Source organism: Prevotella sp. oral taxon 299 str. F0039, from assembly GCF_000163055.2.
Lineage (GTDB): Bacteria > Bacteroidota > Bacteroidia > Bacteroidales > Bacteroidaceae > Prevotella.
The window spans coordinates 387,378-412,752 of sequence record NC_022124.1 but is presented as its reverse complement, the minus strand read 5'-3'; the positions used below and the strand labels follow the sequence as shown (position 1 = coordinate 412,752).

The window sequence follows — 25,375 nt, the reverse complement described above, 5'->3', positions numbered from 1 at the left end:
GTTTTGTTTTATTTTTCAGCATTTATTTGCTGTGCTGCAATGTTTTTCTAAGATTCAACAACAGCGAAGTCGGCAATATGTTCGTCTACATATTCTGCCATTTTTGTTGTCCAATATTCTTCGTATTCTACAAATTTATCATCAAAATCGTCAAATTCTGGATATTTTTCAAATAGTGCCATAAACTCTTCATCACTACATTCTGCTTCTAAAACCTCACGATGTTTTTTATAACTCTTATGGCATTTATTGATCAGTGAGCATAAATCGCCTAATCCCCAACGACGCATCATTGCCGAAAAAGGATTTAAGAAGATAAAGCCTCCATATCCATTATGAATCAGTTGTATAAATCCTCCGTCCATAACTTCTTCTCTTAGGACGTAATAAGCTAAAAGGGTTATTTGCGAAGCATTCAATTCTGCCATGTTTGTAGCAGTTAACTCGCCTCCGATGGCATTTTTTATTGCCTCCACAAACACTTCGATAAAGGCATCCATGCCTTCGTTTGCGGCACTAATAATATTTTGTTCTTTTACTACTACATTCACCATTGTTTTTTCTTTTATGTGATGATATTAATAAACACGTAATCTATCGTCTACTTTAATATTGTAATCAGGTAATAGATGATTCTTAGTATAAAGACTTTCAACCTTGATACCATATTGCTGAGCTATAGAATACATGCTTTCTCCAGGCTTAACTGCGTGTAGTCTACCTTTAAATCGCTTTTCTGCTTTACTTCTTTTCGCTTTAAGATATATGATATCACCTTCTACTAATGACGCATACTTATCACGTTCATTATATTTTGCTAATTTACGAACAGAAATATTAACTTCTGCAGCAATGCTCTTAAAAGTATCTCCTGCACGCACTTTTAAATAATAATTCTTGTTATAAGCATATATCGGATGAAGAGTTTCGCCCTTAACTGCAGGCTTATCCACAGTAGAACGCTTCACCATAAACTTGTCGTAAGTGTTAGCTGTATCGAATTGATAAAGCTTATATAGTTCGATTATCTCAATAAGTTTATAAGCATATTGTGGATTAGTGGCATAACCAGCAGCCTTTAAGCCACTAGCCCAACCTCTATAATCGGTTCTTGGCAATGAAAACAAGTTGCGATAGCGTGGTTTATTTACCAAAAACTTACTATGGTCTTCATAACTTTCACGCACATTGTCATACACTCTAAAACATTCTTGCAACTCATCGTCGTCATGTCTCACACTTCTTCCTGTCCAATCGTGACATTTAATACCAAAATGATTATTGCTATAGCGAGCTAATCGACTCTGACCTGCTGCACTTTCAAAAAGCCCTTGTGCAAGAGTTATACTTGCAGGAATATTATATCGCAACATTTCTTCTATGGCAATATCTTTATATTGATCGATATATGTTTGAAAAATTGCATTCCATTTTGCTTGACCTAGCAGATTGATAGGGCAAAGCACCAATGTAATGAGCATTAAAATGTTCGTTATTTTTCTTTTCATCGATAACGTTATCTCTTATAATTCTATTGTTCTTCATCATCTTTTTAGAGCCTTTTCACTCCATCAATTGATGCTTTGCATTGCACTGTCATTTCTTTTGCATTTTTCGAGAGCAAATTTCTCTTTAACAAACAGTTCTAACACCATTGTAAAAGAAGAACATTTATAATAATTCTATTCAGTGCAAAGTTAATGATATTTTTTGAATTGTGTCGTTGCCACTATGCTTTTAAAATTTCTTTCCTTTCGTTTAGAGTAAAAAAACAAGTAGAAAGCACAGATCATTTCCATTCTTCACCTCTTTCTCTAAATTCCTTTGTATTCAAGCTCTGCACTATCACACTTTTCAAAGCATTGAGTTTGTATCCCAAAAGCATTGACATTGTAACAGAAAAACAATGCTTTTACAAGCCATTTACATTGAGTTTAGAAATGAGAAGAAATTCATTCAAATGATATATCAAAATACATCTAAATGCATTTTTATCGACACAAAGGTATAAAGGCACATATTTTTTATTAATTTTGCAAGCGTATCAGCTCAAACACAGCTGATTCTCAATCATTAAACGAAAAAACAAATCAAAATAATAATCATAGCATCAACACACATGAGTATTATAATTGGAATAGATGTTGGTATTAGTACCACCAAAATTGTTGGTATCAATAAAGACGGAAAGGTGATTTCTCCAATACGAATAAAAGCCACTGACCCTGTAACTTCATTATATGGAGCCTTTGGAAAGTATCTTCACGACAATAAAATAAAACTTACTGATGTGGCAAGGGTTATGCTCACAGGAGTTGGTTCGGCATATATCGACAACCCAATATATGGTCTTCCCACGACAAAGGCAGAGGAATTTATTGCTGATGGATTAGGAGCTAAATATCAAACCAACCTCGATAGCATGATTGTTGTGAGTATGGGAACTGGTACTTCGCTTGTTCAATGCGACAAAGAAGGTATCAGACATATTGGAGGTATTGGTATTGGAGGCGGCACTTTGCAAGGTCTTGCAAGGGTTATGCTTAAAACTGACGATATTAAACAAATTAGTTTGTTGGCTGCCGAGGGTGATATTGCAAACGTAAACGTATTGATTGGCGATATTAGTCCACACGCATTACCTGGCTTACCCAAAAGTGCAACAGCCTCATTGTTTGGTAAAACAAAGAGTAATGCTAGCAGAGAAGACATAGCATTGGGCATCACTTGGATGGTAATTCAGGCCATTGGCAGTAGTACTATACTCTCTAGTCTTGGCAGTGGCATTAAAGATTACGTTTTAATCGGTAATCTTACATTGCTACCTCAATGCAAAGAGGTTTACACCTCAATGGAAAAGCTCTATAATGTGCGTTTCCATATTCCTAAACACAGCGAGTTTTGCACCGCAATAGGAGCAGCATTACAAGCACCAGAACTAGCACTTGAAAAATAAATAACCATAAAATAAGATTCATTCTACCTAATTGAGAATGAAAAATATTCTACTTAATCATTTCTAAGAATTCATCTTCGCTTAAAATCTTCACTCCAAGCGACTCTGCTTTCTGCAATTTAGATGGCCCCATATTGTCTCCTGCAAGCACAAAACTGGTTTTTGCGCTAATACTTCCTGTATTTTTACCTCCTAATTGCTCTATCATTGCTTTGTATTCGTCACGAGAATGGTGTGTAAAGATCCCACTAATAACAATGGTTTTGCCTTCTAACACATTGCCTTTAGGCCCTTCGTCCATCACAGGCATAGCCATTTGCAGTCCGTAACTCTCTAATCTTTCTATCAAAGCAATATTCTTTTCGTCGGAAAAGAAGGTCACAACACTTGTCGCAATGATATCTCCTACTCCCTCAACTTCAAGTAGTTGAGCTGCAGTTGCGTTGCGTAAGGAATTGATATCGTTGAATTTTCGAGCCAATAAACGTGCAGAAGTTTCACCAACAAAACGTATTCCTAAGGCAAATAACACTCTATCAAAGGGCACTTGCTTCGACTTTTCGATAGCATCTATCACCTTTTTTGCTGATTTTTGATGCGCTCCCCCTTCATTAATATCGTCAATTGCAAGACAATACAAGTCGGCAACATCTTTAATCAATCCTTTGTTATAATACGAATCGATTGTTTCAGGACCTAAACTATCAATATTCATGGCCTTACGAGCAATGAAATGTTCTATCTTTCCCTTTATTTGTGGAGGGCAACCCATATCATTTGGGCAGTAATAAGCAGCCTGTCCTTCATATCGAACGAGCTGAGTTCCGCACTCAGGACATGTCTTAATGAATTCTATTGGTTGCATTCCTTCTGTGCGTTTACTTAGTTCTACACCCACAATTTTAGGTATAATCTCTCCGCCTTTCTCTACATATACATAGTCGCCAATATGTAAATCAAAGCTTTTAATAAAGTCTTCGTTATTCAATGTGGCACGTTTCACCACCGTTCCAGCAAGTAAAACGGGTTCCATATTAGCCACTGGAGTAATCGTTCCCGTACGTCCAACCTGATAAGAAACGCTCTCTAGCTTCGTTAACTCACGCTCTGCTTTGAACTTATACGCAATAGCCCAACGTGGATTCTTTGCTGTAAAGCCCATACTTTGTTGCTGTTTGAGCGAATTAACCTTAAGAACTATACCGTCAGTTGCCACTGGTAGGTTCTTTCTTTCAACGTCCCAATAATCGATAAAGGCATATATATCTTCTAAAGAAGACACTTTTCTCATTCCTTCGCCTATCTTAACGCCCCATCGTTTGGCTGCTTCTAAACGCTCAAAGTGACCATCTATGTTGATATCTTCGCCCAATAAATAATATAAGTAGGCATCTAATGAACGCTTTGCAACCAATACTGGGTTTAAACTTTTAAGTGTTCCCGAGGCCGCATTGCGTGGATTTGCAAATAAAGGCTCTTCTTGTTGGCGACGCTCTTCATTGAGTTTATCGAATACTTTCCATGGCATTAGCACCTCTCCACGCATCTCAAACACTGCTGGATAATCGTTTCCTTGCAACACAAGGGGTATGGTTTTGATGGTTTTTACATTCGCTGTGACATCATCTCCACGTGTTCCATCACCTCGAGTGACTGCTCTTACAAGCTTTCCATCTTCATATCGCAATGAAATAGATAAGCCATCGTATTTCAACTCGCAACAAATTTCGAACTCTTCACCATTCAAGAACTTTGAAACGGTGTTGTAAAAATCTGCAACTTCTTGTTTATTATAGGTATTCGAGAGTGATAGCATGGGATAAACATGTACCACTTGCTCGAAAGACTCTTGCAAATCGCTTCCCACTCGTTGCGTTGGTGAGTTGGCATCATACATCTCAGGATGTGCATTCTCTAAACTTTGTAGCTCGTGCAACAATGCATCGAAGGTAAAATCGTCGATTTGTGGGGCGTTCAACACATAATAATTATAGTTGTGCTGATGCAGTTCTTTGCGCAGTTCTATTATTCTTTCTTGTTCGGTTGTCATACTATTATTGTGCTATTGCTATGTTTATTTAAAAGAAAAATTCATGAATAGAAGTGAAACAAATGACTTATAGTTTTTCAACCACAAGCATTTCTGCCCTCCTACTCATGAATCTACAAAAATAGTAATTCTTTTTTAATTCTTCAAAGAATGAAGAACTAAGCTCGAATATTTATCTTAGAAAGTCCATTTTGCTGCAATTGTTGGAATTGCATAGAACTTATTGTTCATTCCTTTGTTGTTATATACAAAGTTGTTGCTGATCTCTACCTCTGTACCAAGGCTCAAGTTAACATCTTTCATACCTTTTAATGTATTCAAGTTGAACCAGAATTGTGGCTCAGAAATTAAGATTAGCTTGCCATTTACGTTCTTATCATACCATAAATCGCAGAAACCATTGAATGTACAAAGGTTGTTTGCAAAGGTAAGTCCCCATACTTCTGTTAATTGGAAACCGCTAAATGGACGAGCAAGTCCTTGACCTTTGAAGTAATATTTATACATTAATTGAATTGAGAAATTCTTTTTAAAGTCGCTACTTACCCAATTCCAAGCTCCACCTGCTAAGAAAGCGTGTTGATAACGTGCAGTATATGTTAAGTCTTTGTTTGATCCTAAACCACCATTATACTCGACATGAGCAGCCCATTGTTTGTTTTTTGAAAGATTAAACTCACGTGCAATTTCCCAGTAAGCACCCTTAACTCCATCACGATGATAGTCAAGGTCAGTGAACAAGAAAGTACTTCCCCACTTATCTAACTTGAACATTTCTACTGTTGTTGTAACAGTTTGGCGGTCGGTGATGTCTTTATACAATGCACGACCTAAATCATAATGTAACTGAACGTTTTGTGCTCCAGCGCAAATACTTGTTATAAGCATTGCAGCAGATAGTAATAATTTTTTCATAAATTAATTATTGATAAGATATAATGATGCGCAAAAGTAGTGATTTTTATTGAATTCATTACATAAAATGTTGTTAAATTCAATATTAAGGTATATTCTTGTTCTTAATCAAGAATATATTTAAAACCTTCTTTCACACTCATTAGTACAACAACTAAGACTTCTCTTTTATTTATACATTATTATATATAGGCAATAAGGAGCACATCTTATAAAAAAAAATAGATTGTAGGAGGAGAAAAGGGGCTTTGTTCGTACTCATGATGACTAAAAATCACTCTAAAGAGATTGATTTCCTCATTTTATTATAAAGAAGACGTGCTTTTAATTAAGTGCAATAAAAAACATTTTGTAACTTTGTGCCCATTATGAGAATAGATATTATCACCGTTTTACCTGAAATGCTTACAGGATTTACACAAGAATCGATTCTTGCAAGAGCACAAAAAAAAGGATTGGCAGAAATTCATTTGCACAATCTTCGTGATTATTCTACTAATAAACACAGAAAGGTAGACGACTATTCTTATGGTGGTTTTGCAGGAATGGTGATGACTTGCGAGCCTATTGATAGATGTATTTCTGCATTAAAAGCAGAAAGACACTATGACGAAGTGATTTTTACATCTCCAGATGGCGAACAATTTGACCAACCAATGGCAAACAATTTATCCTTAAAAGAAAACTTAATTATTCTTTGTGGACATTATAAAGGAATAGACCAACGTATTAGAGAACATCTTATTACAAAAGAAATATCAGTAGGCGACTTTGTTCTTACAGGAGGAGAGCTACCTGCTGCCATCATTGCAGATGCGGTTATTCGCCTTGTTCCTGGTGTTATTAGTGATGAACAAAGTGCTCTCTCAGATTGTTTTCAGGACAACTTATTATCTGCTCCGATATATACTCGTCCTGCAGAGTATAATGGTTGGAAGGTTCCTGAAATTCTTTTAAGCGGAAACGAGGCTAAAATTAAGGCGTGGGAACTTGAGCAAGCACAGGAAAGAACTCAACGTTTACGTCCAGATCTACTAAAATAAAGTGACTACAACGAATTCAGATCAGCAAACTTACAGGCACTTATAATCATCGAATTCACATTCATTTATATCCAATATTTTCTTGGGGTTCTCCTCATACCTGCTTTTATACATCATAACAATTAGGTATAAAACTATAAGAAAGATACTATAATAAGTTTTTGTTTATCATATTTTAAGGAAGAAAAGACAATATATCATTCTTTTTAGGGATAAAGCAAAGTATAAAAACATTCTCTCTAATCATTTGTAGGTATTTTACTAAAAACCCTACTTTTAGGTATTGGCAAATCAAAAAAATGTATATACCTTTGCAATATCAACATACCGAAAAGTAATAAAAAAATATAAGGATATGAAATCAACAGTAGTTGTTTATGGTTCATCAACAGGAACCTGCCAAAGCATAGCTGAACAAATTGCAAGTAAGCTAGGTGTAGACGCTTTAGAAGTAACAAACTTAACAGCAGACGTAGTTGCTGCAAACGAAAATCTTTTGCTTGGAACTTCAACATGGGGTGCAGGCGAATTGCAAGATGATTGGTATGACGGTTTAGATGTATTGAAAGGTTCTGACCTTTCTGGAAAAACTATTGCCTTGTTTGGATGTGGTGATGCAGAAAGTTATAGCGATACTTTTTGTGGAGCTATGGCAGAAATTTACAATGTTGTCAAAGAAGGTGGCGCAAATGTAATCGGTTCTGTTTCAACAGATGGTTATACATTTGAAGATTCTGAAGCAGTTGTAGACGGAAACTTCGTAGGTTTGGCTCTTGATGATGTAAATGAAGACGACAAAACTGAAGGACGTATCGATGCTTGGTTAGAAAATATCAAATCAAGTCTTTAAAAATTATAATTAAAGAGGTGATTAATCATCAGATTAATAACAACATGTCCGATCTTGCAAATATGCCTGCCGACTTAAAAGTACTAGTAAATCATATCTATGAATATCAAAAAGGTGTTCGTCCTATGGTACTATTTACTTGCAAAAAGCAATATGAAGAGTTTGCAACTTCAAGACTAACAAACCAAGATATTTCATTTGTCACACAACCCGTTGGCAGTAAACATATCAATATTTTCTTCGGAAAAGAAGAATGCATCAATGCTATTAAACTTATGGTTAATCGCCCTTTAAATCAATTATCTCCTGAAGAAGATTTTATTCTAGGTGCTTTACTTGGATATGATATACGTATTCAATGTGAAAGATATTGCAAACGAAAATGCTATACTTGCACAAAATACAATAAAGGAGATATACACTTAGGTTGTGAAACCTGATTAATTAATTAATTTATTTAATAAATAGGATATACTTTTAGATCTTGTTCGCTAAATAAAGTATTCATAATGTTTTTGTATAATATGTATTAGGCTGGCTGTGAAGTCCGCCTTTTGCTTTTTACCTGTGGAATGTTAATTAATTGATGTAATAATAAAATAAAAGAATTGAACAGGAAATCCAGCTAATCTGTTGTAAGACATTTGATATAAAGGAGATTGAATAGGTTGTATACTTCAAAAGTGTGCAAACCCATATTATTTTTAGGACACCACTTACCTAATTGATAGAATGAGACTAATAAAAGAAGATTATGGATGAATTCATAAATACAAAAGTAGGCTAGAATAACCAGCCTACCAAATATCCATTAATCATAAAAAGACAAATAATCTGAAAAGAAGTATCATTCTTTGCAGATTATTTGTTTGGAATATAAAGTCTTTTATTTCTTTATTTTATTCTTCAGGCTTCATGTTTGTATAAACATTCTGAACGTCTTCATCATCTTCTAAGATATCAACCATCTTGTCTATGATCTCACGTTCTTCGCTTGTAACCTCTTTTAAGTCGTTAGGAATACGTGTAAACTCAGCACCTGTAACTTCAAACCCTGCCTCTTCAAGGTGTTTTTGCAATTCACCAAAGCTCTTAGGATCACCATAAATGGTTATTTCGTTAGCCTCTTCGTCTTCATCGAAGTCTTCTTCTACTCCATAATCGATTAAATCTAAGATTAATTCTTCCATGTCTAAACCTTCTCTTTTCTTGAAAGTAAAGACGCATTTTTGATCGAATAGGAATGAAAGACTACCTTGAGTACCCATATTTCCACCATATTTATTAAACACAGCACGTACGTTTGCAACTGTTCTTGTAGTGTTATCTGTTGCTGCATCTACAAATATTGCAATACCATGAGGTCCGTATCCTTCATAAGTAACTTCTTTAAAGTCCTTTTGATCCTTACCCATTGCATTTTTTATGGCTCTTTCTACGTTTGCATTAGGCATGTTCTCACGCTTTGCAGTCTGTATAATAGCACGCAAATGAGGGTTGTTTTCTGGTTCAGGACCACCAGCTTTCACTGCAATAGCAATTTGTTTACCAATCTTGGTAAATGTTCTTGCCATGTGTCCCCATCTCTTCATTTTCGCAGCTTTGCGATATTCAAATGCTCTTCCCATAGGAAATAATATTTATTTTATTTATTATTACAATTATCTTAACTCGGCATTTAATCTCTTAGTGAGGTTATCTATGAGCTTTTTCATGATTGAATCGATCTGTTTATCATTCAAAGTCTTCTGCTCATCTTGTAAGATGAAATTAACAGCATAACTCTTTTTGCCTTCAGGTAGATTCTTTCCTTCATACACATCGAATAGTTCTACAGCCTTTAAGAGTTTCTTTTCTGTAGAATAAGCTATTTCTTTGATTTGTTCGAACTCAACAGTTTTGTCAACGAGCAATGCCAAATCACGACTTACAGCAGGATATTTGCTAATTTCTTTATATTCTACTACGTATTTCTTCACTGCCTTCAACAAATTATCCCAATAGATATCTGCAAAGAATACTTCGTTGGTTATACCCATATTCTTTGTTAGTTTGTATGCAACAACTCCCAATTCTGCAATCATCTTACCTGCCTTTGTCACGATAGAAATACTATCCTCGAAAATATTATTTTCGCCTTTTGCAAGTGTAACTGATTGAAGTGAAAGTCCAAGTCGTACTAAGATATTCTCAACATAAGCTTTTAGCTCATAGAATGAAGCATCTTCGTTGGGGTGAGTCCAGCTATTTTCAACTCTCTTTCCTGTAACCCAAAGTCCTAAATGTTGATCTTGTGTATATGCTTTTATCAACTTATCTGCCTCTTTCTTCGACTCATCATAGTGATAGCAATTACCAAATTCAAAGAATCTAAGATTAGAATTCTTTCTATTAGCATTGCGAACAATACTTTCTAAACCTCCAAATAAAAGAGTTTGGCGCATCACTCCAAGGTCTGCACTTAAAGGATTAAGAATCTTAACTGTTGTTTCTTCTGTATAACAATTGAGGTCTTTATAATAAGAAACTTTAGTTAGAGAGTTATTCAGGATTTCATTAAATCCGCCTCCAACAAGCTGTTCTGAGATTAGATTGATATATTTACGATTTCTATCCTCATCTGTTGGAATGGTTAAGGTACCTTTTAGTTGCAAAGGAATTTCTACATTGTTATAACCATAGATACGAAGTATATCTTCAACAACGTCACATGGACGCTTAACATCTACTCTATAAGCAGGAATAAGAAGTTCTATTTGATTTTCATTCTCTGCTTCAATCTTCATATCTAAGCTGGTTACGATGCTTTTTATAGTATCTTTTCCAATCTCTTTTCCAATGAGTAAGTTTACGTAATCATAAGTAAGCACCACTTTACTGCCTTCGATTGGTTCAGGATAAACATCCTTTATTTGCATAGATACTTGTCCACCTGCTAACTCTTTGCAAAGAATTGCGGCTTGTTTCAAAGCATATACCTGTCCATTAGGATCAATACCACGTTCAAAACGATAGCTTGCATCTGTACTTAAGCCGTGACGTCTTGCGCTTTTTCTTATCCAAGTTGGGTGGAAATACGCACTTTCTAAAACTATATTGCGTGTATTTTCATATGTACCACTACCCTTTCCGCCGAAGATTCCCGCAATACACATAGCCTCATTTGCATTACATATACTCAAATCTCTTTCGCTTAAGATATGCTCTTCGCCATCTAATGTGATGAATTTGGTGCCTTCTGGCTGAGTGGCAACAACAATTTTATGACCTGCAACCATATCTGCATCAAAGCAATGCATAGGTTGTCCGTATGCCATCATAATGTAGTTGGTGATATCTACGATATTGTTGATAGGACGAATTCCAACTATCTTCAATTTATTTTGTAGCCATTCTGGACTTTCTTTCACTTCACAATTGCTGATACTAACGCATGCATAACGTTTACAAGCTTCAGAATTCTTTACTTCTACATCAATTGTTAGTGACTCATTATCAACTTTAAAAGCATCGCAATTGGGCTTATGAAGCTCTGTTTGATAATTATTTTGCTTTAGCCATGCATACAAATCACGAGCCACCCCATAGTGACTTAAAGCATCAGAGCGATTTGCAGTGATATCAACTTCAATCACCCAATCGCTTTCTAAATTGTAATATTCAGCCGCAGGCATTCCTATTGGAGCATCTTCTGGCAAAACAATAATACCATCATGACTTGTTCCTACTCCTATTTCATCTTCGGCACAAATCATTCCAAGGCTCTCCACGCCTCTTAGCTTACTTCTTTTAATTACAAATTCTTTGTCTCCATCATACAAAACACAGCCTAAGTCTGCTACAATCACTTTCTGATTTGCAGCCACATTGTGTGCGCCACAAACAATTTGTTGTGGTTCTCCCTTACCAAGATCTACTGTTGTAATATGTAAATGGTCGCTATTAGGATGTGGTTCACATGTTAAAACTTTACCTACATATAATCCTTTTAATCCACCACGAATGGTTTGTACTTCTTCTAAGCCTCCTACTTCAAGTCCACATGAGGTAAGTGCTTCCGCAACATGCTGTGGAGTAAGTTCAAAATCTACATACTCTTTCAGCCATTTGTAAGAAATATTCATTATATTTTTTTATTTATGTATACACAATTAATGCGCAAATTTACTAAATTATGGGCATTTGCACAAGTACAACAAAAGATATTTACAATGATAAAGTCGAACTTTTTCGAAATTTTCTCTTTGTTGTTTTAGCGAATAGAACCCTTATTTTATTTATGACTTACCTTCTTTTAACTGACAAAGACAAAAGAAGAGGAAGACAATCCGTTAATTCTCTACTGTTTCAAGTTGAGAAAATAACTTTCGTTTCTTTGCATAATATTGCCATAACAAGAAGAAAGACATTCTTTCTTTGATCGTTTTTTGCACAGCATTTGCTTGTATATACTTGCGTTTAACTGCTAATTGAGGGATCATTTGTTTGAAATCTTTCCTAGCTTTCACAACAGCTTGAAAGTCCTTCCATCCTCCTTCAGATAATAAGAGTTTAAATGCTGCAATATAATCGAGAACGAAACGAGTTCTCATTATTGACTTTAATTCATCTTTGGGCAAGTTCTTATATAACATTGCAAGATTATTTCGGAAATTAAGATAAGTCTTTCTAGGATTAGATTTAGGCAGTGTTCCCCCTCCAAGGTGATATACTACGCTATCAGGGACACAATAAATATCATATCCAAGTTGGTGAAGTTGCCAACAAAAATCAATCTCTTCGTTGTGAGCAAAGAACGAATCGTCTAGTCCACCCACTGCCCAATAACACTCACTACGCACCATAAGACAAGCACCCGTTGCCCAAAAGATGGGCATTACATTATTATATTGACCTAAATCTTGCTCTATTGTATCAAAAACTCGACCTCTACAAAAAGGATATCCGTATTTATCTATAAAGCCTCCGCATGCCCCTGCATATTCAAAAGAATCTTTATCAACAATCGATAATAACTTTGGTTGACAAACAGCAACGTGTTGATGGCTATCCATAAACTCTATTAAAGGTACCAACCATTCGTGAGTTACTTCAACATCACTATTCAATAAAACATAATAGTCGGCATTCACTTGTTCTAAAGCTTTGTTATAGCCTCCAGCAAAACCATAATTCTTATCTAATTGAATAAGTTTACATATAGGAAAATGTTGAGATACAAATTCAACCGAATCGTCCGTTGAAGCATTATCGGCAACAAACACCTCTGCATCAGAGCTCGAATACTGCATAACTTGCGGTAAATAGCGCTCTAACATCTCACGACCATTCCAATTTAAGATAATAACTGCAACTTTCATTTCACCTTATTTATTATAAGAGTTCCACTTTTACAGCAGATTTATCGTGATTAAAATCTACTAGTCGCACTGCCATTATTTGATTATCATACTCTTCTTTTGAAAGATTAGCAGGCAATTCTACTCTAATATAGTTATCAGTAAAGCCATGCATTGCCTTTCCTTTTATATTCTTTTCAAATAAGACTTGAGCCGTTTTACCTAAATGAGCTGCATAAAAAGCCTGTGTTTTAGTATCAGAAAGATCGAGTAAACGCTTTGAACGCAACTTCTTATCTTTATCATTCACGATATATGGAATCTTTAGAGCTGCAGTTCCACGACGCTCACTATATGGGAACACATGGAGCTGTGTAACATCTAAGCTATCAAGGAAATTATAACAATCTTCAAAAAACTCAGGCTTCTCTCCTCTACTTCCAACCATCACGTCTACTCCTATAAAAGCATTAGGAATTAAAGTCTTTATTTTATGCACCTTATCTGCAAATAGCTCCCTATCATACTTACGTTTCATTAAACGCAGTACATCGTTAGAACCACTTTGAAGAGGCAGATGAAAGTGCGGCATAAAGGCTCTACTATTAGCACAGTATTCTATAATTTCATCGCTAAGTAAATCTGGTTCTAAACTACTAATACGAAATCTTTTGATGCCTTCAACCTTATCGAGGGCTTTAATCAAATCAAAAAAGGTTTCATTTGTACTTACTCCAAAGTCACCAATATTCACTCCAGTAAGTACAATCTCTTTTCCTCCCTCTCTTGCGGCCTGTTCTGCCTGCTCAACTAATGAAGAAATAGAAGGGTTCCGTGAGAAACCTCGAGCAAAAGGAATCGTACAATAAGTACAAAAATAGCTACAACCATCTTGTACTTTCAAAAAATATCGAGTACGGTTACCACGAGAACATGATGCCGCAAAAGTCTTTATATCTTTTGTTTTAACCGAATGGAATGACGAATCATTGATATTCTTTTCCTCGCCATTGCTCCATGCGTCTGAAAGATACTGAATTAAGTTGGCTTTTTCGTTACTTCCTAAGACCAAATCAACACCTTCCATCTTGCTTATTCGCTCAGATTCTAATTGCGCATAACAGCCTGTTACAATAACAAAAGAGCCTGGATTTTCTCTAACCATCCTGTTAATTGCTTGGCGGCACTTATGATCTGCCACCTCAGTAACCGAACATGTATTGATCAAACATATATCGGCACGTTCTCCACGTTCAACTGTTCGAACGCCCATGCCCTGTAACATTTTACCAAAAGTAGATGTTTCAGAAAAATTTAATTTGCAACCTAAGGTATAATATGCTGCTGTTTTACCTTGAAAAGCAGATGTATCTATCATTTTTTATTTTACTCTCATTATGAAAAGAAACTTCTATTGAAGCACTCTTTCACCTTATTATATATATAACCTATTTTAATTGGCTTACAAAGATACAACATTTAGCCCGAAATGGATATGGGAAAGCTGCAAGTTTTATATTGTGTGCGCACAAAATCGACTAAAGAAATAAGATAAAAGCAAGACAATAAAATTTTTAACTTTTATTTAACATTCACAAAACACTGATAAACAATCAATTACAGATTAGTTACAAAAGACACTAAAAAAAAACAGCTTAAAAAGAGTTGAGTAAAAAAAAAAGTCTTACCTTTGCAATGTTTTAATAAACAAATGATTGTTTTACAGTAAATTAAAAGGCAAAGAAAATGAAGAAATTAGTTTTAATGTTCGTAGCTATCGCAGCTATCTCATTCGCATCTTGTGGTAACAAAACTGAAAAAGCAGCTGGTACTGATTCATTAGCAAATGATACAACTGCTCAAGTTGACACAACAAGCGCTGATACAACTGCAACAGATTCAGTTAAATAATTAGTGAAGTTCAGTAACTAATACGAACAACTTAGAATTAGTCCCATTATATCAATGATATGATGGGACTTTATTTATTAATTTATCATAAAACAATCTAGTATAAAAAAACAAAACACCCTATATTCGATATATTTTTACTAACTTTGCAACAATTTAGTTCGTATAGGCTCGCACAAGTAATAACAGAGCTGTTATTCGCCTTGCGGAAATAATATTTATATTATTATATAATGTACGCAATTGTAGAAATTAAAGGTCAACAATTCAAAGTTGAAGAGGGTAAAAAACTCTTTGTTCACCACATCCAAGATGTAGAAACAGGAGCAATTGTTGAGTTTGACAAAGTTCTTCTTATAGATAAAGAAGGTACTGTCACAGTTGGAACTCCCACTGTAAACGGAGCAAAAGTTGTAGTTGAAGTAGTGAATCCACTTGTAAAGGGTGACAAAGTTATCGTTTTCAAGATGAAACGTCGCAAGGACTATCGTAAAAAGAATGGTCATCGTGCACAATTCACTCAAGTAGAAGTTAAACAAGTTATCGCTTAAAACACAGGAGGATTTAAGAATGGCACATAAAAAAGGTGTTGGTAGTTCAAAGAACGGCCGTGAATCAGCTTCACAAAGATTAGGCGTTAAAGTATGGGGCGGTCAAAATGTTATCGCTGGTAACATCATTGTACGTCAACGTGGTACAAAACATAACCCAGGCTTAAATGTAGGTATTGGTAAAGATGATACTCTTTTCGCACTTGTAGACGGAGTAGTAAACTTCCGTAAGGGTCGCAAAGATAAGAGCTATGTCTCAGTAATCCCTCACACTGACGCTGAAGCTTAATTTATAAATAAAACTTATTCCAAACAAACAATAATAAATCCTAGGAGAGAACTATATGTTATTCCTAGGATTTATTTTTTTTACAACAGAAGATTCACAATTAGCACATTGAGATTATACCATTTCTCAAGACGAGACCTATTAATATTATAGTAATCCTCAAGTATATTGAAAATTATTGTTCACTATAACAGAGGCAGGAAGATTTTCGACAGAGCCAGTATATATGAACTTTTAGTCTTGAGAAAGTGATGCTTTTATACCACAATCTCAATATTTTTACCTTCTAAAAACATTATTTTTGAATAATAAAGTCAATAACATTTTCCCTTACTCTTTCATGCTTATAAAATAAAGTAGCGATTAAAAGAGCTTTGAAGTTCTACTTCCGATTCAATAATACGTCTAATTTCTTTTAACCCCTTGGCATTATTAGAATAAGGTATCCATAAACGAATGTAACCATTAATAGAATATTTGGCAGTGATATGTTTTTTGAAGATTCTAAAAACTTCTTCTTTTCTTGCATTAGGATTTTGTTTACGAATTACTGTAATAGTATCTTTAAACACTGTTTCAAGACTTAAATCTCGTACAGCCTCCGCTATTATGCAACCATATATGCTTCTTGGAGCGTGAGCCATCGATGCTCTATGGTCTTCAATGGCCTCCTTCATTGTTGTAATTTGTTCTTTTGAGAACCAATTTAACAAGCGTGCGTCTTTAGATAATATTTTTCCTCCTGTGATGTGATGTATCGCTTTAGGTCCATTTAGCCCTAAATCATGGTAGGCAGCAATAGTATAAGCCATATTAATATCAGCAGTTGTAATTCTTGCAAGCTGTAAACTCTGTTTTATTACGTTTAGAATTTTACTTAATCCGTGATGTGATTCAAGGCTATTATATTGTGGAAGAATATTACTTTCTACAAATGACATTAGCTCTAAGTTTACCTCTCTACTGCTCATAAATCTGCCGTTATTATTTTGCAAATATACAATTAAATGTTTATTTTTGCAATATTATGGAACAAAGAATAGCAGTAAACTCTTGGACAGCATGGCTACTTGCCACTCGTCCCAAAACCTTAATAAGTGCAATAACTCCCGTTTATATTGCAGCAGCATGGGCTTTTGTGCATGGAGGGCATCGTATAAATATATTACCATTGATTCTTTGTTTTGCATTTGCTGTTGTTATGCAGATTGATGCAAATTTTATTAATGACTATTTCGATTTCAAACGAGGTAATGATAACGAGAATCGATTAGGCCCAAAGCGTGCTTGTGCACAAGGATGGATAAAACCTAAGAGTATGTTTCGTGCAATAATTCTAACTACAATTATAGCAAGTACAATTGGGTTTCCTCTTATTTTATTTGGAGGGTATCAGCTTATTCTGCTGGGATTAGCTTGTATTGCCTTCTGTTTCCTATACACAACACATCTATCTTATTGGGGATTAGGTGATGTGCTTGTTCTTGTGTTCTTCGGGTTAGTACCTGTTTTAGGCACATATTATCTAGTTTCTTTAGCAAGTTCTACACTGTTTAATCTTGATATTCTTATTGCAGCCATTAATTGTGGACTGATAATAGATTTACTTTTAATTGTAAATAATTTTAGAGATATCGAGAATGACAAGGCGGCAGGAAAGAAAACACTAGTGGTTTACATTGGCAAAAAAAATACATTGTTTTTATATTGTGGAATTGGAATCACTGTTTTATTACTCGGAGTTTTTTTTCTTATCCATTCAAACCTTATGGCTTGTTTCTTACCTCTATTGTTTTTGCCTTTTCATATATCTACCTTCATTGAAATGAAAACTATTGATAAAGGAAAAGAGTTAAACAAAATTCTGGGAAAAACAGCTAGAAACATCTTTATTTACGGCTTATTACTATCAATAGGAATATTGCTAGGCTAGTTTTAGTGGAGATTTAGATTTTATATGAAATCAAAGAAAGTAGGGAACTCTTGATATTTATATATGCAACCATAGTAAATTTTCTTCTCTTAAAAAGAGAAAAAGACTTATCTTCTAAATCTCTAATTCAAATAAAATGCGTAATTTTGTAACAAAATGAACACTTCAGATTTGCAAAATATAAAACAACGCTACAATGTTGTTGGAAATAGTGATGGTTTAAATAGAGCTTTGGATGTGGCTTTGCAGGTCGCATCTACAGACCTTTCTGTGCTTATTATTGGTGAGAGTGGTGTGGGTAAAGAAATTATTCCACGCATTATTCATGATAATTCAACAAGACGCAGAGAGAAATACTTTGCAATTAACTGTGGTTCTATACCTGAAGGAACAATAGATAGTGAACTCTTTGGACACGAGAAAGGCTCTTTTACTGGAGCAATTGGAGAAAGTGAAGGCTATTTTGGTATCGCTAATAAAGGGACAATCTTTTTAGATGAAGTGGGAGAATTGCCCATTGCTACTCAAGCTCGTTTGTTGAGAGTACTTGAAACAGGAGAGTATATAAAAGTAGGAGGACAAAAGATATTAAAAACAGATGTACGTATAGTTGCAGCAACCAATGTAAATATGCGCAAAGCAATTAGCGAAGGACGATTTAGAGAAGACCTTTATTATCGTTTAAACACGATTCCTATTCAAATTCCACCATTAAGAGATAGAGGTAATGACATACTTTTACTCTTCCGTTTGTTTGCTATGCAGATGGCAGAGACCTATCATTTGCCTAAAATAACATTAACAGAAGATGCTAAGGCAATAATGTTGCGTTATAAGTGGCCAGGAAATGTAAGGCAACTTAAAAACATAACAGAACAAATGTCGGTACTTAGTGCAGAAAGAGAAATTGATGCTAAGGATTTAACTCAATTTATCCCTGAAGACCCAGAAAGCACAGAGTTAGCTCCAATATCAAAAAATGGTTCTCATTCGTATGAAAGTGAACGTGAAATCCTGTATAAGATTCTTTATGAACTGCGTGGAAATGTAAGTGATTTACGTCAAGAAATGGCTAATTTGCGAAAACAATTAGATGAAACGCAACATCTAAATGGTGTTGGAGGATTTAATGCAAAGCTTTCAAATGTAGCGAAAGAAGAACATCTCCCTGCACCCGAAGTACATCCTGTTGTAAGACATCATGCAGTAACCTTGAATCCTTTACCCATTGAAGATGCTGAGGCAGAGGAAATAGCAGAGTCTAAGAGCTTAAATCTGAATGATTTTGAACGTAAAATGGTAGAGGAAGCTCTCGAAAAGAATGGAGGAAATAGAAAGAAAGCAGCGAGAGATTTGGGTATTTCAGATAGAACATTATATAGAAGAATAAGACAATATGGACTTGATGAAGCATAACATAAACAGAACTAAAGGTTTAAGAGGAGCGTTATTTGCTATTCTTCCCTTATTATTAACTTGTGTCTTATTGCTCGCATGTTCTGTTTCTTATAAATTTAATGGTGCAAGTATAGATTATACAAAGACAAAGACCATTCAAATTAATGATTTCCCAATTCGTTCAACCTACGTATGGGGACCAATGGCATCTATCTTTAACAATGAATTAAAAGATATTTATGCTAATCATACCCGTCTTATTCAAGTGAAAAGAAATGGAGATCTAAAGATCGAAGGAGAAATTACACAATATTCACAACGTAATAAGTCGGTTTCAAGTGAGGGTTATTCGGCTCAAACAGAACTTTCTATCACTGTAAATGTGCGCTTTACCAATAATAAAAATCACAGCGAAGACTTCGAACGACAATTCACCGCATCTCAGTCTTATGAAACAACCCGCAGCCTAAGTTCCGTTCAAGAAGAGTTAGTTACGCAAATGGTAAAAGACTTAACCGAACAAATATTTAATGCCACAGTGGCTAATTGGTAATAAAGAAAGAAGAAATTGAATAATGGATATAAGTTATTTAATAGAACATCCAGAAATAATGAGTAGGGAAACTCTGTATGATTTACGTAGTTTTCTTGCCATTTACCCTTATTACCAGCCTGCCCGCTTATTGATGTTAAAAAATCTTTATATTCTTCATGACTCTGCTTTTGATGAAGAATTGCGTCGTTCTGCAATCTACCTAACTGATAAAAAGATTCTTTTTGAATTAGTAGAGGCAGTTCATTATTGTTTAAAGAAAGAATCAAAGCAGGCAAATGATCAGAAAGAAACTATTCAAGACAATAACAGAACAATTAGTCTTATCGACACATTCTTAGAGTCTATTCCCGAAGAAGAAGAGAAAAAAGAGCCTCAAAGAAAGCCAACTCCTGCCGATGCTGCTGTTGATTACGTTTCATATCTTCTAGAAATAGAAAGCGAAGAAGAAAAGAATGAGAAAGAAGGTGAATCTATAATGAAGGGTCAAAGTTTGATAGATAAGTTTATCAATAAAGAACCTGGACGCATTCAGCTTAAAGATGAACCCGAGTACACCCCACAACTAGAAGGTAACGACGAAAGTAAACCACTCTCTGAAGAAGGCTATCTCACTGAAACTCTTGCAAAAATATATATAAAACAGGGACAATATGAACGTGCAATTGAAATAATTAAGCGTTTATATTTGAATTATCCAAAAAAAAATGTTTACTTTGCAGATCAATTACGTTTCTTAGAAAAATTGATACTTAATAATAAAAATAAATAAACAAATAAAAGATGTACACATTATTTATTATCCTAATCCTGTTAGCTTCTTTCTTTATGATTGCTATTGTATTGATACAAGAATCTAAAGGCGGAGGTCTAGCTTCTAACTTCTCATCTAGCAACTCTATTATGGGAGTACGTAAAACAACAGATGTAGTTGAAAAAACAACTTGGACTTTAGCTGCTTCGATGGTAGTTCTTAGTGTAATATGTGCTTATGTGGCACCAAAAGCTGCAACAGAAGAGAGTGCTGTAGAAAGAATGTCTACTGAAGCTCCTGCAACAAATCCAAATACAACTCCTGGATTTGGTGCTACTTCAACAGCAAATACAAAACCTACAACTGGTGATGTTGCTCCTCAAGCAACTCAACAAACACCTAAAACACCTGAGAAATAGAAATTTTATAAAAAATATAGGGATTTATTTGGTAGTTTCAAGTAAATCCCTTAACTTTGCACTCGCTTTCAACAAGAAAGCATTTACATGGTGGTTGTAGTTCAGTTGGTTAGAGCGTCAGATTGTGGTTCTGAATGTCGTGGGTTCGAGTCCCATCTACCACCCCACTCTTTATGTAGGAATTGTGAATCAACACAATTCCTTTTTTATATATCCTTAGATTTTATCAAGCCTATAAAACTCTAGGTATTTACCGATACACTACTAAATAGAGTCTTTTTCATCATGAATTTATCATTTACATTCAGCATTTTTTCTCAAAGAAAAAAAACAATATTTAGGTTTATATAATAAGGGGATGAAATTCAGAATTATTTTTATACTCAAATTATCCTTAATTTTGATGCAATAACAACCAGAAAAACGTTATTATATCTCTATTTCAAGTCCATCATAAGCAAAATACACATTGTTTGGTAAACACTTTGATGCTTGGACATGCAAACCAATCTCATGAGTGACATGAGTTAAAAATGTTTTCTCTGCTCCAATAGATTTTGAAAAAGCTATGGCTTCGTCTATTAGTTGATGAGAATGGTGTTCTTTTTCCCATCGTAATCCATTTACCACCAACACTTTTAAACCTTTCAATAATTCTTTTTCTGCATCATCTATCGTCTTCATGTCGGTGATATAAGCCACTTCTCCAAATCGATAAGCCAGTATAGGTAATTTACCATGATATACTTTGATGGGCAATATCTCTACCTCATTCACCTTAAAAGCCCTTCCACTCTCGATAGTATGCAAGTTTAAGCGAGGTACTCCTGGGTAAAGTTCATCGGTAAAACAATAAGGCATGGTTTGTTTTAACGCCTTGGCTGTTGATGAATTGGCATAAACATCAATGTCACCAAATTGACAAAAGGGGCGAAGATCATCAATTCCTGCTACATGATCGTAGTGAATATGAGATATTAAAACGGCATTAATGGGTCTAAAAGGAACCTGAAGAAGCTGCATTCGTACATCAGGTCCGCAGTCTAACACTATTCTTGTGTTATCAGTTTCTATCAAAGCAGATGTGCGATAACGCTTATCTTTACTATCACGACTTTTACAAACAGCGCAATTACAACCTAAAACAGGTACCCCATTCGATGTTCCTGTACCCAAAAAGCGTAATTTTATCATCATTAAAATTGAAGTTATTTAATGAGCAAACATCGTGAATAACTATAAGATGTTTACCTCTGGGTGAATGGTTATCCCAAACTTACTTTGCACATCGTTGCATATTGTGTTGCAAAGTGTTAGAATCTCGTTTCCACTTGCACCACCTTTATTTACCAACACCAATGCTTGTTTGGCGTGAACACCTGCATTTCCAAGTGTTTTTCCTTTCCAACCGCATTGCTCAATAAGCCAACCTGCAGGAATTTTCTCGTGTTCTTCATCAATAAAATAATGAGGAATATCGGGATATTGGGCAAGAAGTGCTTCGAAAGTAGAGCGTAATACAATTGGATTCATAAAGAAACTACCTGCATTTCCTTCTTCACTTGGTTCTGGAAGCTTGCTCTTTCTTATTTCAATAATCACCTCACGAAGTTGCGATAGCGTTGGAACTTCTATTCCTTTCTCGGCTAAAACGGCTTTAATATTACCATAACACACGTTAGGTTGAAACTCTTTCTTCACCAAATAGGTTACATGTGTTATAAAAAAACGACCTTTCCAAATAGTCTTAAATTTACTTTTTCTGTAGCCATAGTTACAGTCTTCATTTTTTAAAACAACACTTTCACCATTAGACAGATCTATGGCTTCGATACGATAGATGACATCCTTTGCCTCGGAACCATAAGCACCAATATTCTGAACAGCGCTTGCTCCAACCGTTCCAGGTATATATGACATATTTTCTAAGCCACTCCAACCTTTCGAGACACAGAAATCTACCACATCGTCCCAATGCTCTCCTGAGCCACAACGCACCAAGATGCCTTCTGAGCAAGATGTTGTTTCGATGCCTTTTATTGCTGAATGTAAAATAGTTGCAGGATAGTTTTGAGTGAATAATAAATTACTACCCTCTCCAATTACAAGAGTTGGAAAGTCAGATTTTGTTCTACTCGCAATAAAAGAATGTATTTCCTCAGCTGTTTCGAAGCTTATAAAACGTTTACATTCAACGTCTATACCAAATGTATTATGTGATAATAAATTATAATTTCGAAGGTCTCTCATAACAATTGCTTATGTACTAAGTTTTGTTAGCTTCCATCTTCCTGCTTTTTTCTTAAAGGTGAGCTCTGTTTCCAAACCATTTGCAATACCTCTAATTAAAAAGATTTTTTGAGAACTTTCAGTATACTTCTGCCCATAAAGGATATTATAAAGAATTCCTTGAGGCAGTTCTGGAGCAAAAGCAGACCATTGTTCAGGTTCTAAAGAGCCTGTAATGTTCTTAAAGTCATCATCTGGATCAGGACCAACAAATATCAATGGGCTATTAATACTTTCTTGCTGGAAAGCTTCATTAGATACAAATTTCTTATAAAAGCTTAAGAAAGAAGAGTTTTGGTTGTTGCCAACTGCTTTCACAAGAATAGAAGTCATCATCCATTGACCATTTATCTTGTTAAAAACATATTGTTTAACCATACTGGATTCTAGATAAATTTTCTCTACAACAACATGCTTTATAGCTGTATCTTTCGACAACTCAAGCTGTCGTATGTTATCAAGAATAAGCGTATAAAACTCCTGGCGCATAAAGAAATGATCTATTTTCCATTGATTTTTCTGCAACATTGTAGTCTTATTTGCTTCTACTACAGGCAAAGGAAACTGTATTCTCTTATACTGAAGTTTTTTATTTCCACAAAAATTGAAAAAGAAATCATCGAAAAGTTCATCGGCAGCCTTAGGTACAGGCGTCTCTGCAATAACCTCCTCTACGGAGTCTTGCGCCACAGTATCAACGTTTACAGTATCAGTTACGATTGAATCAGAAACTGGTTTCTTATTAGAACATCCCACAAAAGGACAAAACATAGCTGAGACAATAGCTATGAAAAGGATAAAAAATAAAAACTTTCTCATCATAATAGCAAAACAGAGACTCTCGAATCTCTTCTTATTTACAAGTGCAAAACTACAATTTTAATTCGATATATTTCGTATTTACATAGTAAAATATTACCTTTGCATTGAAAAAATAAAACATATGATTACAGAGAAGATAGAGAAACTTCTTGAAGAAGTTAAGGGATTGTCTACCAACAACGCCGAAGAAATAGAACAACTACGCATAAAATATCTTAGCAAGAAGGGTGAGATTTCACTGCTAATGAACGACTTTAGAGATGTACCTGCAGAACTTAAGAAAACTGTTGGTATGAAAATTAATGAACTAAAGCAACTAGCTATTGATAAGATTAACGAGTTAAAAGAAAATACATGCTCTGCACAAACACAGAATAGTCTGCTCGATCTCACTCGTACTTCATATCCAATAAAACTCGGAACACGCCATCCTCTAATGCTTGTACAGAACGAAATCATCGAAATATTTCAACGAATGGGTTTCACTCTCGCAAGTAGTCCTGAGATAGATGATGACCTTCACGTCTTCACTAAATTAAATTTCGCAGCAGATCACCCTGCTAGAGATATGCAAGACACTTTCTTTATTGAAGCAGATAATGAAAGAGTAACCAACAATGTCATTCTTCGTTCTCACACATCTAACGACCAAAGCCACTATATGGAGACACATGAGCCTCCTATTAGAGTAATTTGTCCAGGACGTGTGTTCCGCAATGAGGCAATAAGTGCACGTGCTCACTGTTTCTTCCATCAAGTAGAAGGATTGTATGTTGATAAGAATGTAAGCTTTACAGACTTGAAACAAGTGTTGCTTTCTTTTGCTCGTGAAATGTTTGGAGCCGATACTAAGATTAGATTAAGACCCAGTTATTTCCCATTTACCGAACCTTCTGCAGAGATGGACATATCTTGTAACATCTGTGGTGGAGAAGGATGTGGATTCTGTAAACACACAGGTTGGGTTGAAATACTTGGCTGTGGAATGGTAGATCCTAATGTATTGGAAGCATGTGGCATTGACAGTAGTGTTTATACTGGCTATGCTTTTGGTATGGGTGTTGAGAGAATCACCAACCTTAAGTATCGTGTTAGCGACTTAAGATTATTCTCTGAGAATGACACTCGATTCTTAAAGGAATTCGAATCAGCAAAATAAGAAAGATAATTTTAATTCGATTATAAAAAATCCCTCAAACAAATAAATACTGTTTGAGGGATTTTTCTTTTCTTATTCGATGTAAATCCGAAAGAACTTAGGAATACTCTTTTATACAATAAGCACCTTCGACTCTCACTACTA

At 35.1% G+C, this 25,375-nt stretch carries 25 protein-coding genes and 1 tRNA gene; 14 read left to right on the top strand and 12 right to left on the bottom strand.

Annotated features, from left to right (window positions below; translation table 11 throughout):
• Positions 1 to 47: 47 nt before the first annotated feature.
• The gene (locus HMPREF0669_RS01645; protein ID WP_009228806.1) at positions 48 to 554 is read right to left on the bottom strand and encodes a DMP19 family protein; all 507 of its coding nucleotides are present in this window, start codon (positions 552 to 554) and stop codon (positions 48 to 50) included.
• A 24-nt stretch (positions 555 to 578) separates the two neighbouring features.
• Positions 579 to 1,481 carry a glucosaminidase domain-containing protein gene (locus tag HMPREF0669_RS01640; RefSeq protein WP_009228807.1) on the bottom strand — a complete coding sequence of 301 codons (903 nt, stop codon included), beginning with the start codon at positions 1,479 to 1,481 and terminating at the stop codon, positions 579 to 581.
• A gap of 638 nt (positions 1,482 to 2,119) precedes the next feature.
• On the opposite strand from HMPREF0669_RS01640, the gene coaW reads away from it, so the two are divergent.
• Positions 2,120 to 2,956: a type II pantothenate kinase gene (gene coaW / locus HMPREF0669_RS01635; RefSeq protein ID WP_009228808.1), complete on the top strand. Its 837-nt coding sequence runs from the start codon at positions 2,120 to 2,122 to the stop codon at positions 2,954 to 2,956.
• Between the two features lie 49 nt (positions 2,957 to 3,005).
• Here coaW and ligA read toward each other — a convergent pair whose 3' ends face one another.
• Positions 3,006 to 5,006 carry an NAD-dependent DNA ligase LigA gene (gene ligA / locus HMPREF0669_RS01630; RefSeq protein ID WP_009228809.1) on the bottom strand — a complete coding sequence of 667 codons (2,001 nt, stop codon included), beginning with the start codon at positions 5,004 to 5,006 and terminating at the stop codon, positions 3,006 to 3,008.
• 177 nt (positions 5,007 to 5,183) lie between these two features.
• Positions 5,184 to 5,921, bottom strand: a complete 738-nt coding sequence (locus HMPREF0669_RS01625) for a DUF5020 family protein (RefSeq protein WP_020967930.1) — start codon at positions 5,919 to 5,921, stop codon at positions 5,184 to 5,186.
• A gap of 368 nt (positions 5,922 to 6,289) precedes the next feature.
• On the opposite strand from HMPREF0669_RS01625, the gene trmD reads away from it, so the two are divergent.
• From trmD to HMPREF0669_RS01610, 3 genes are all read left to right on the top strand, one after another.
• A complete protein-coding gene (gene trmD, locus HMPREF0669_RS01620; protein WP_009228811.1) occupies positions 6,290 to 6,964 on the top strand; it encodes a tRNA (guanosine(37)-N1)-methyltransferase TrmD in 675 nt (224 codons plus the stop codon).
• A gap of 355 nt (positions 6,965 to 7,319) precedes the next feature.
• Positions 7,320 to 7,814 (top strand): flavodoxin FldA, encoded by a 495-nt coding sequence (fldA, locus tag HMPREF0669_RS01615; protein ID WP_009228812.1) that lies wholly within the window; start codon positions 7,320 to 7,322, stop codon positions 7,812 to 7,814.
• 44 nt (positions 7,815 to 7,858) lie between these two features.
• Complete coding sequence (locus HMPREF0669_RS01610) at positions 7,859 to 8,254, top strand: DUF2023 family protein (protein WP_020967929.1); 396 nt, start codon at positions 7,859 to 7,861, stop codon at positions 8,252 to 8,254.
• A 459-nt stretch (positions 8,255 to 8,713) separates the two neighbouring features.
• Here the strand turns inward: HMPREF0669_RS01610 and HMPREF0669_RS01605 are convergent, their stop codons facing one another.
• The 4 genes from HMPREF0669_RS01605 to mtaB all read right to left on the bottom strand — a co-directional run bounded on the left by HMPREF0669_RS01605 (position 8,714) and on the right by mtaB (position 14,531).
• Positions 8,714 to 9,442 carry a YebC/PmpR family DNA-binding transcriptional regulator gene (locus HMPREF0669_RS01605; protein ID WP_009228814.1) on the bottom strand — a complete coding sequence of 243 codons (729 nt, stop codon included), beginning with the start codon at positions 9,440 to 9,442 and terminating at the stop codon, positions 8,714 to 8,716.
• 33 nt (positions 9,443 to 9,475) lie between these two features.
• On the bottom strand, positions 9,476 to 11,938 hold the full coding sequence (gene pheT, locus HMPREF0669_RS01600) for a phenylalanine--tRNA ligase subunit beta (RefSeq protein WP_009228815.1): 2,463 nt from the start codon (positions 11,936 to 11,938) through the stop codon (positions 9,476 to 9,478).
• 207 nt (positions 11,939 to 12,145) lie between these two features.
• Entirely contained in the window at positions 12,146 to 13,174 is a 1,029-nt protein-coding gene (locus HMPREF0669_RS01595) for a glycosyltransferase family 2 protein (RefSeq protein ID WP_009228816.1), read from the bottom strand.
• 13 nt (positions 13,175 to 13,187) lie between these two features.
• On the bottom strand, positions 13,188 to 14,531 hold the full coding sequence (gene mtaB / locus HMPREF0669_RS01590) for a tRNA (N(6)-L-threonylcarbamoyladenosine(37)-C(2))-methylthiotransferase MtaB (protein ID WP_009228817.1): 1,344 nt from the start codon (positions 14,529 to 14,531) through the stop codon (positions 13,188 to 13,190).
• A 368-nt stretch (positions 14,532 to 14,899) separates the two neighbouring features.
• Between mtaB and HMPREF0669_RS10350 the strand changes: the two genes are divergently transcribed.
• The 3 genes from HMPREF0669_RS10350 (at position 14,900) to rpmA (ending at position 15,904) form a co-directional block, all read left to right on the top strand.
• Entirely contained in the window at positions 14,900 to 15,064 is a 165-nt protein-coding gene (locus HMPREF0669_RS10350) for a hypothetical protein (protein ID WP_009228818.1), read from the top strand.
• Between the two features lie 233 nt (positions 15,065 to 15,297).
• A complete protein-coding gene (gene rplU / locus HMPREF0669_RS01585; protein WP_009228819.1) occupies positions 15,298 to 15,615 on the top strand; it encodes a 50S ribosomal protein L21 in 318 nt (105 codons plus the stop codon).
• A 19-nt stretch (positions 15,616 to 15,634) separates the two neighbouring features.
• Positions 15,635 to 15,904: a 50S ribosomal protein L27 gene (gene rpmA / locus HMPREF0669_RS01580; protein ID WP_009228820.1), complete on the top strand. Its 270-nt coding sequence runs from the start codon at positions 15,635 to 15,637 to the stop codon at positions 15,902 to 15,904.
• Positions 15,905 to 16,248: 344 nt separating this feature from the next.
• Here the strand turns inward: rpmA and HMPREF0669_RS01575 are convergent, their stop codons facing one another.
• Positions 16,249 to 16,875, bottom strand: coding sequence for a hypothetical protein (locus HMPREF0669_RS01575; protein WP_009228821.1), 627 nt, complete (start codon positions 16,873 to 16,875; stop codon positions 16,249 to 16,251).
• A gap of 56 nt (positions 16,876 to 16,931) precedes the next feature.
• Here HMPREF0669_RS01575 and menA point away from each other — a divergent pair, with 56 nt between their 5' ends.
• From menA to HMPREF0669_RS01545, 6 genes are all read left to right on the top strand, one after another.
• Positions 16,932 to 17,837 (top strand): 1,4-dihydroxy-2-naphthoate octaprenyltransferase, encoded by a 906-nt coding sequence (menA, locus tag HMPREF0669_RS01570; protein ID WP_009228822.1) that lies wholly within the window; start codon positions 16,932 to 16,934, stop codon positions 17,835 to 17,837.
• Positions 17,838 to 17,993: 156 nt separating this feature from the next.
• Positions 17,994 to 19,253 (top strand): sigma-54-dependent Fis family transcriptional regulator, encoded by a 1,260-nt coding sequence (locus HMPREF0669_RS01565; RefSeq protein WP_009228823.1) that lies wholly within the window; start codon positions 17,994 to 17,996, stop codon positions 19,251 to 19,253.
• The gene (locus tag HMPREF0669_RS01560) at positions 19,243 to 19,788 is read left to right on the top strand and encodes an LptE family protein (RefSeq protein ID WP_009228824.1); all 546 of its coding nucleotides are present in this window, start codon (positions 19,243 to 19,245) and stop codon (positions 19,786 to 19,788) included. Before HMPREF0669_RS01565 ends, HMPREF0669_RS01560 begins: the two co-directional genes overlap by 11 nt.
• 22 nt (positions 19,789 to 19,810) lie before the next feature.
• Positions 19,811 to 20,560 carry a hypothetical protein gene (locus HMPREF0669_RS01555; RefSeq protein ID WP_009228825.1) on the top strand — a complete coding sequence of 250 codons (750 nt, stop codon included), beginning with the start codon at positions 19,811 to 19,813 and terminating at the stop codon, positions 20,558 to 20,560.
• An 11-nt stretch (positions 20,561 to 20,571) separates the two neighbouring features.
• Positions 20,572 to 20,961 carry a preprotein translocase subunit SecG gene (secG, locus tag HMPREF0669_RS01550; protein ID WP_009228826.1) on the top strand — a complete coding sequence of 130 codons (390 nt, stop codon included), beginning with the start codon at positions 20,572 to 20,574 and terminating at the stop codon, positions 20,959 to 20,961.
• 90 nt (positions 20,962 to 21,051) lie between these two features.
• Positions 21,052 to 21,128 (top strand) — tRNA-His (locus HMPREF0669_RS01545).
• 262 nt (positions 21,129 to 21,390) lie between these two features.
• On the opposite strand, the gene HMPREF0669_RS01540 is transcribed toward HMPREF0669_RS01545, so the two are convergent.
• Genes HMPREF0669_RS01540 through HMPREF0669_RS01530 form a run of 3 tightly spaced genes read right to left on the bottom strand, consistent with a single transcriptional unit; the run spans position 21,391 to position 24,069 of the window.
• Positions 21,391 to 22,155, bottom strand: coding sequence for an MBL fold metallo-hydrolase (locus HMPREF0669_RS01540; protein ID WP_009228827.1), 765 nt, complete (start codon positions 22,153 to 22,155; stop codon positions 21,391 to 21,393).
• 42 nt (positions 22,156 to 22,197) lie between these two features.
• Positions 22,198 to 23,211: a UDP-N-acetylmuramate dehydrogenase gene (murB, locus tag HMPREF0669_RS01535; protein WP_009228828.1), complete on the bottom strand. Its 1,014-nt coding sequence runs from the start codon at positions 23,209 to 23,211 to the stop codon at positions 22,198 to 22,200.
• Between the two features lie 9 nt (positions 23,212 to 23,220).
• Positions 23,221 to 24,069, bottom strand: a complete 849-nt coding sequence (locus tag HMPREF0669_RS01530) for a DUF4348 domain-containing protein (protein WP_009228829.1) — start codon at positions 24,067 to 24,069, stop codon at positions 23,221 to 23,223.
• Positions 24,070 to 24,193: 124 nt separating this feature from the next.
• Here HMPREF0669_RS01530 and pheS point away from each other — a divergent pair, with 124 nt between their 5' ends.
• The gene (pheS, locus tag HMPREF0669_RS01525) at positions 24,194 to 25,231 is read left to right on the top strand and encodes a phenylalanine--tRNA ligase subunit alpha (RefSeq protein ID WP_009228830.1); all 1,038 of its coding nucleotides are present in this window, start codon (positions 24,194 to 24,196) and stop codon (positions 25,229 to 25,231) included.
• Positions 25,232 to 25,375 lie beyond the last annotated feature (144 nt).

Coding starts and splice junctions, on each gene's coding strand:
- HMPREF0669_RS01645 (WP_009228806.1), bottom strand. CDS start 554: ATGGTGAATGTAGTAGTAAAAGAACAAAATATTATTAGTGCCGCAAAC.
- HMPREF0669_RS01640 (WP_009228807.1), bottom strand. CDS start 1,481: ATGCTCATTACATTGGTGCTTTGCCCTATCAATCTGCTAGGTCAAGCA.
- coaW (WP_009228808.1), top strand. CDS start 2,120: ATGAGTATTATAATTGGAATAGATGTTGGTATTAGTACCACCAAAATT.
- ligA (WP_009228809.1), bottom strand. CDS start 5,006: ATGACAACCGAACAAGAAAGAATAATAGAACTGCGCAAAGAACTGCAT.
- HMPREF0669_RS01625 (WP_020967930.1), bottom strand. CDS start 5,921: ATGAAAAAATTATTACTATCTGCTGCAATGCTTATAACAAGTATTTGC.
- trmD (WP_009228811.1), top strand. CDS start 6,290: ATGAGAATAGATATTATCACCGTTTTACCTGAAATGCTTACAGGATTT.
- fldA (WP_009228812.1), top strand. CDS start 7,320: ATGAAATCAACAGTAGTTGTTTATGGTTCATCAACAGGAACCTGCCAA.
- HMPREF0669_RS01610 (WP_020967929.1), top strand. CDS start 7,859: ATGTCCGATCTTGCAAATATGCCTGCCGACTTAAAAGTACTAGTAAAT.
- HMPREF0669_RS01605 (WP_009228814.1), bottom strand. CDS start 9,442: ATGGGAAGAGCATTTGAATATCGCAAAGCTGCGAAAATGAAGAGATGG.
- pheT (WP_009228815.1), bottom strand. CDS start 11,938: ATGAATATTTCTTACAAATGGCTGAAAGAGTATGTAGATTTTGAACTT.
- HMPREF0669_RS01595 (WP_009228816.1), bottom strand. CDS start 13,174: ATGAAAGTTGCAGTTATTATCTTAAATTGGAATGGTCGTGAGATGTTA.
- mtaB (WP_009228817.1), bottom strand. CDS start 14,531: ATGATAGATACATCTGCTTTTCAAGGTAAAACAGCAGCATATTATACC.
- HMPREF0669_RS10350 (WP_009228818.1), top strand. CDS start 14,900: ATGAAGAAATTAGTTTTAATGTTCGTAGCTATCGCAGCTATCTCATTC.
- rplU (WP_009228819.1), top strand. CDS start 15,298: ATGTACGCAATTGTAGAAATTAAAGGTCAACAATTCAAAGTTGAAGAG.
- rpmA (WP_009228820.1), top strand. CDS start 15,635: ATGGCACATAAAAAAGGTGTTGGTAGTTCAAAGAACGGCCGTGAATCA.
- HMPREF0669_RS01575 (WP_009228821.1), bottom strand. CDS start 16,875: ATGAGCAGTAGAGAGGTAAACTTAGAGCTAATGTCATTTGTAGAAAGT.
- menA (WP_009228822.1), top strand. CDS start 16,932: ATGGAACAAAGAATAGCAGTAAACTCTTGGACAGCATGGCTACTTGCC.
- HMPREF0669_RS01565 (WP_009228823.1), top strand. CDS start 17,994: ATGAACACTTCAGATTTGCAAAATATAAAACAACGCTACAATGTTGTT.
- HMPREF0669_RS01560 (WP_009228824.1), top strand. CDS start 19,243: ATGAAGCATAACATAAACAGAACTAAAGGTTTAAGAGGAGCGTTATTT.
- HMPREF0669_RS01555 (WP_009228825.1), top strand. CDS start 19,811: ATGGATATAAGTTATTTAATAGAACATCCAGAAATAATGAGTAGGGAA.
- secG (WP_009228826.1), top strand. CDS start 20,572: ATGTACACATTATTTATTATCCTAATCCTGTTAGCTTCTTTCTTTATG.
- HMPREF0669_RS01540 (WP_009228827.1), bottom strand. CDS start 22,155: ATGATAAAATTACGCTTTTTGGGTACAGGAACATCGAATGGGGTACCT.
- murB (WP_009228828.1), bottom strand. CDS start 23,211: ATGAGAGACCTTCGAAATTATAATTTATTATCACATAATACATTTGGT.
- HMPREF0669_RS01530 (WP_009228829.1), bottom strand. CDS start 24,069: ATGAGAAAGTTTTTATTTTTTATCCTTTTCATAGCTATTGTCTCAGCT.
- pheS (WP_009228830.1), top strand. CDS start 24,194: ATGATTACAGAGAAGATAGAGAAACTTCTTGAAGAAGTTAAGGGATTG.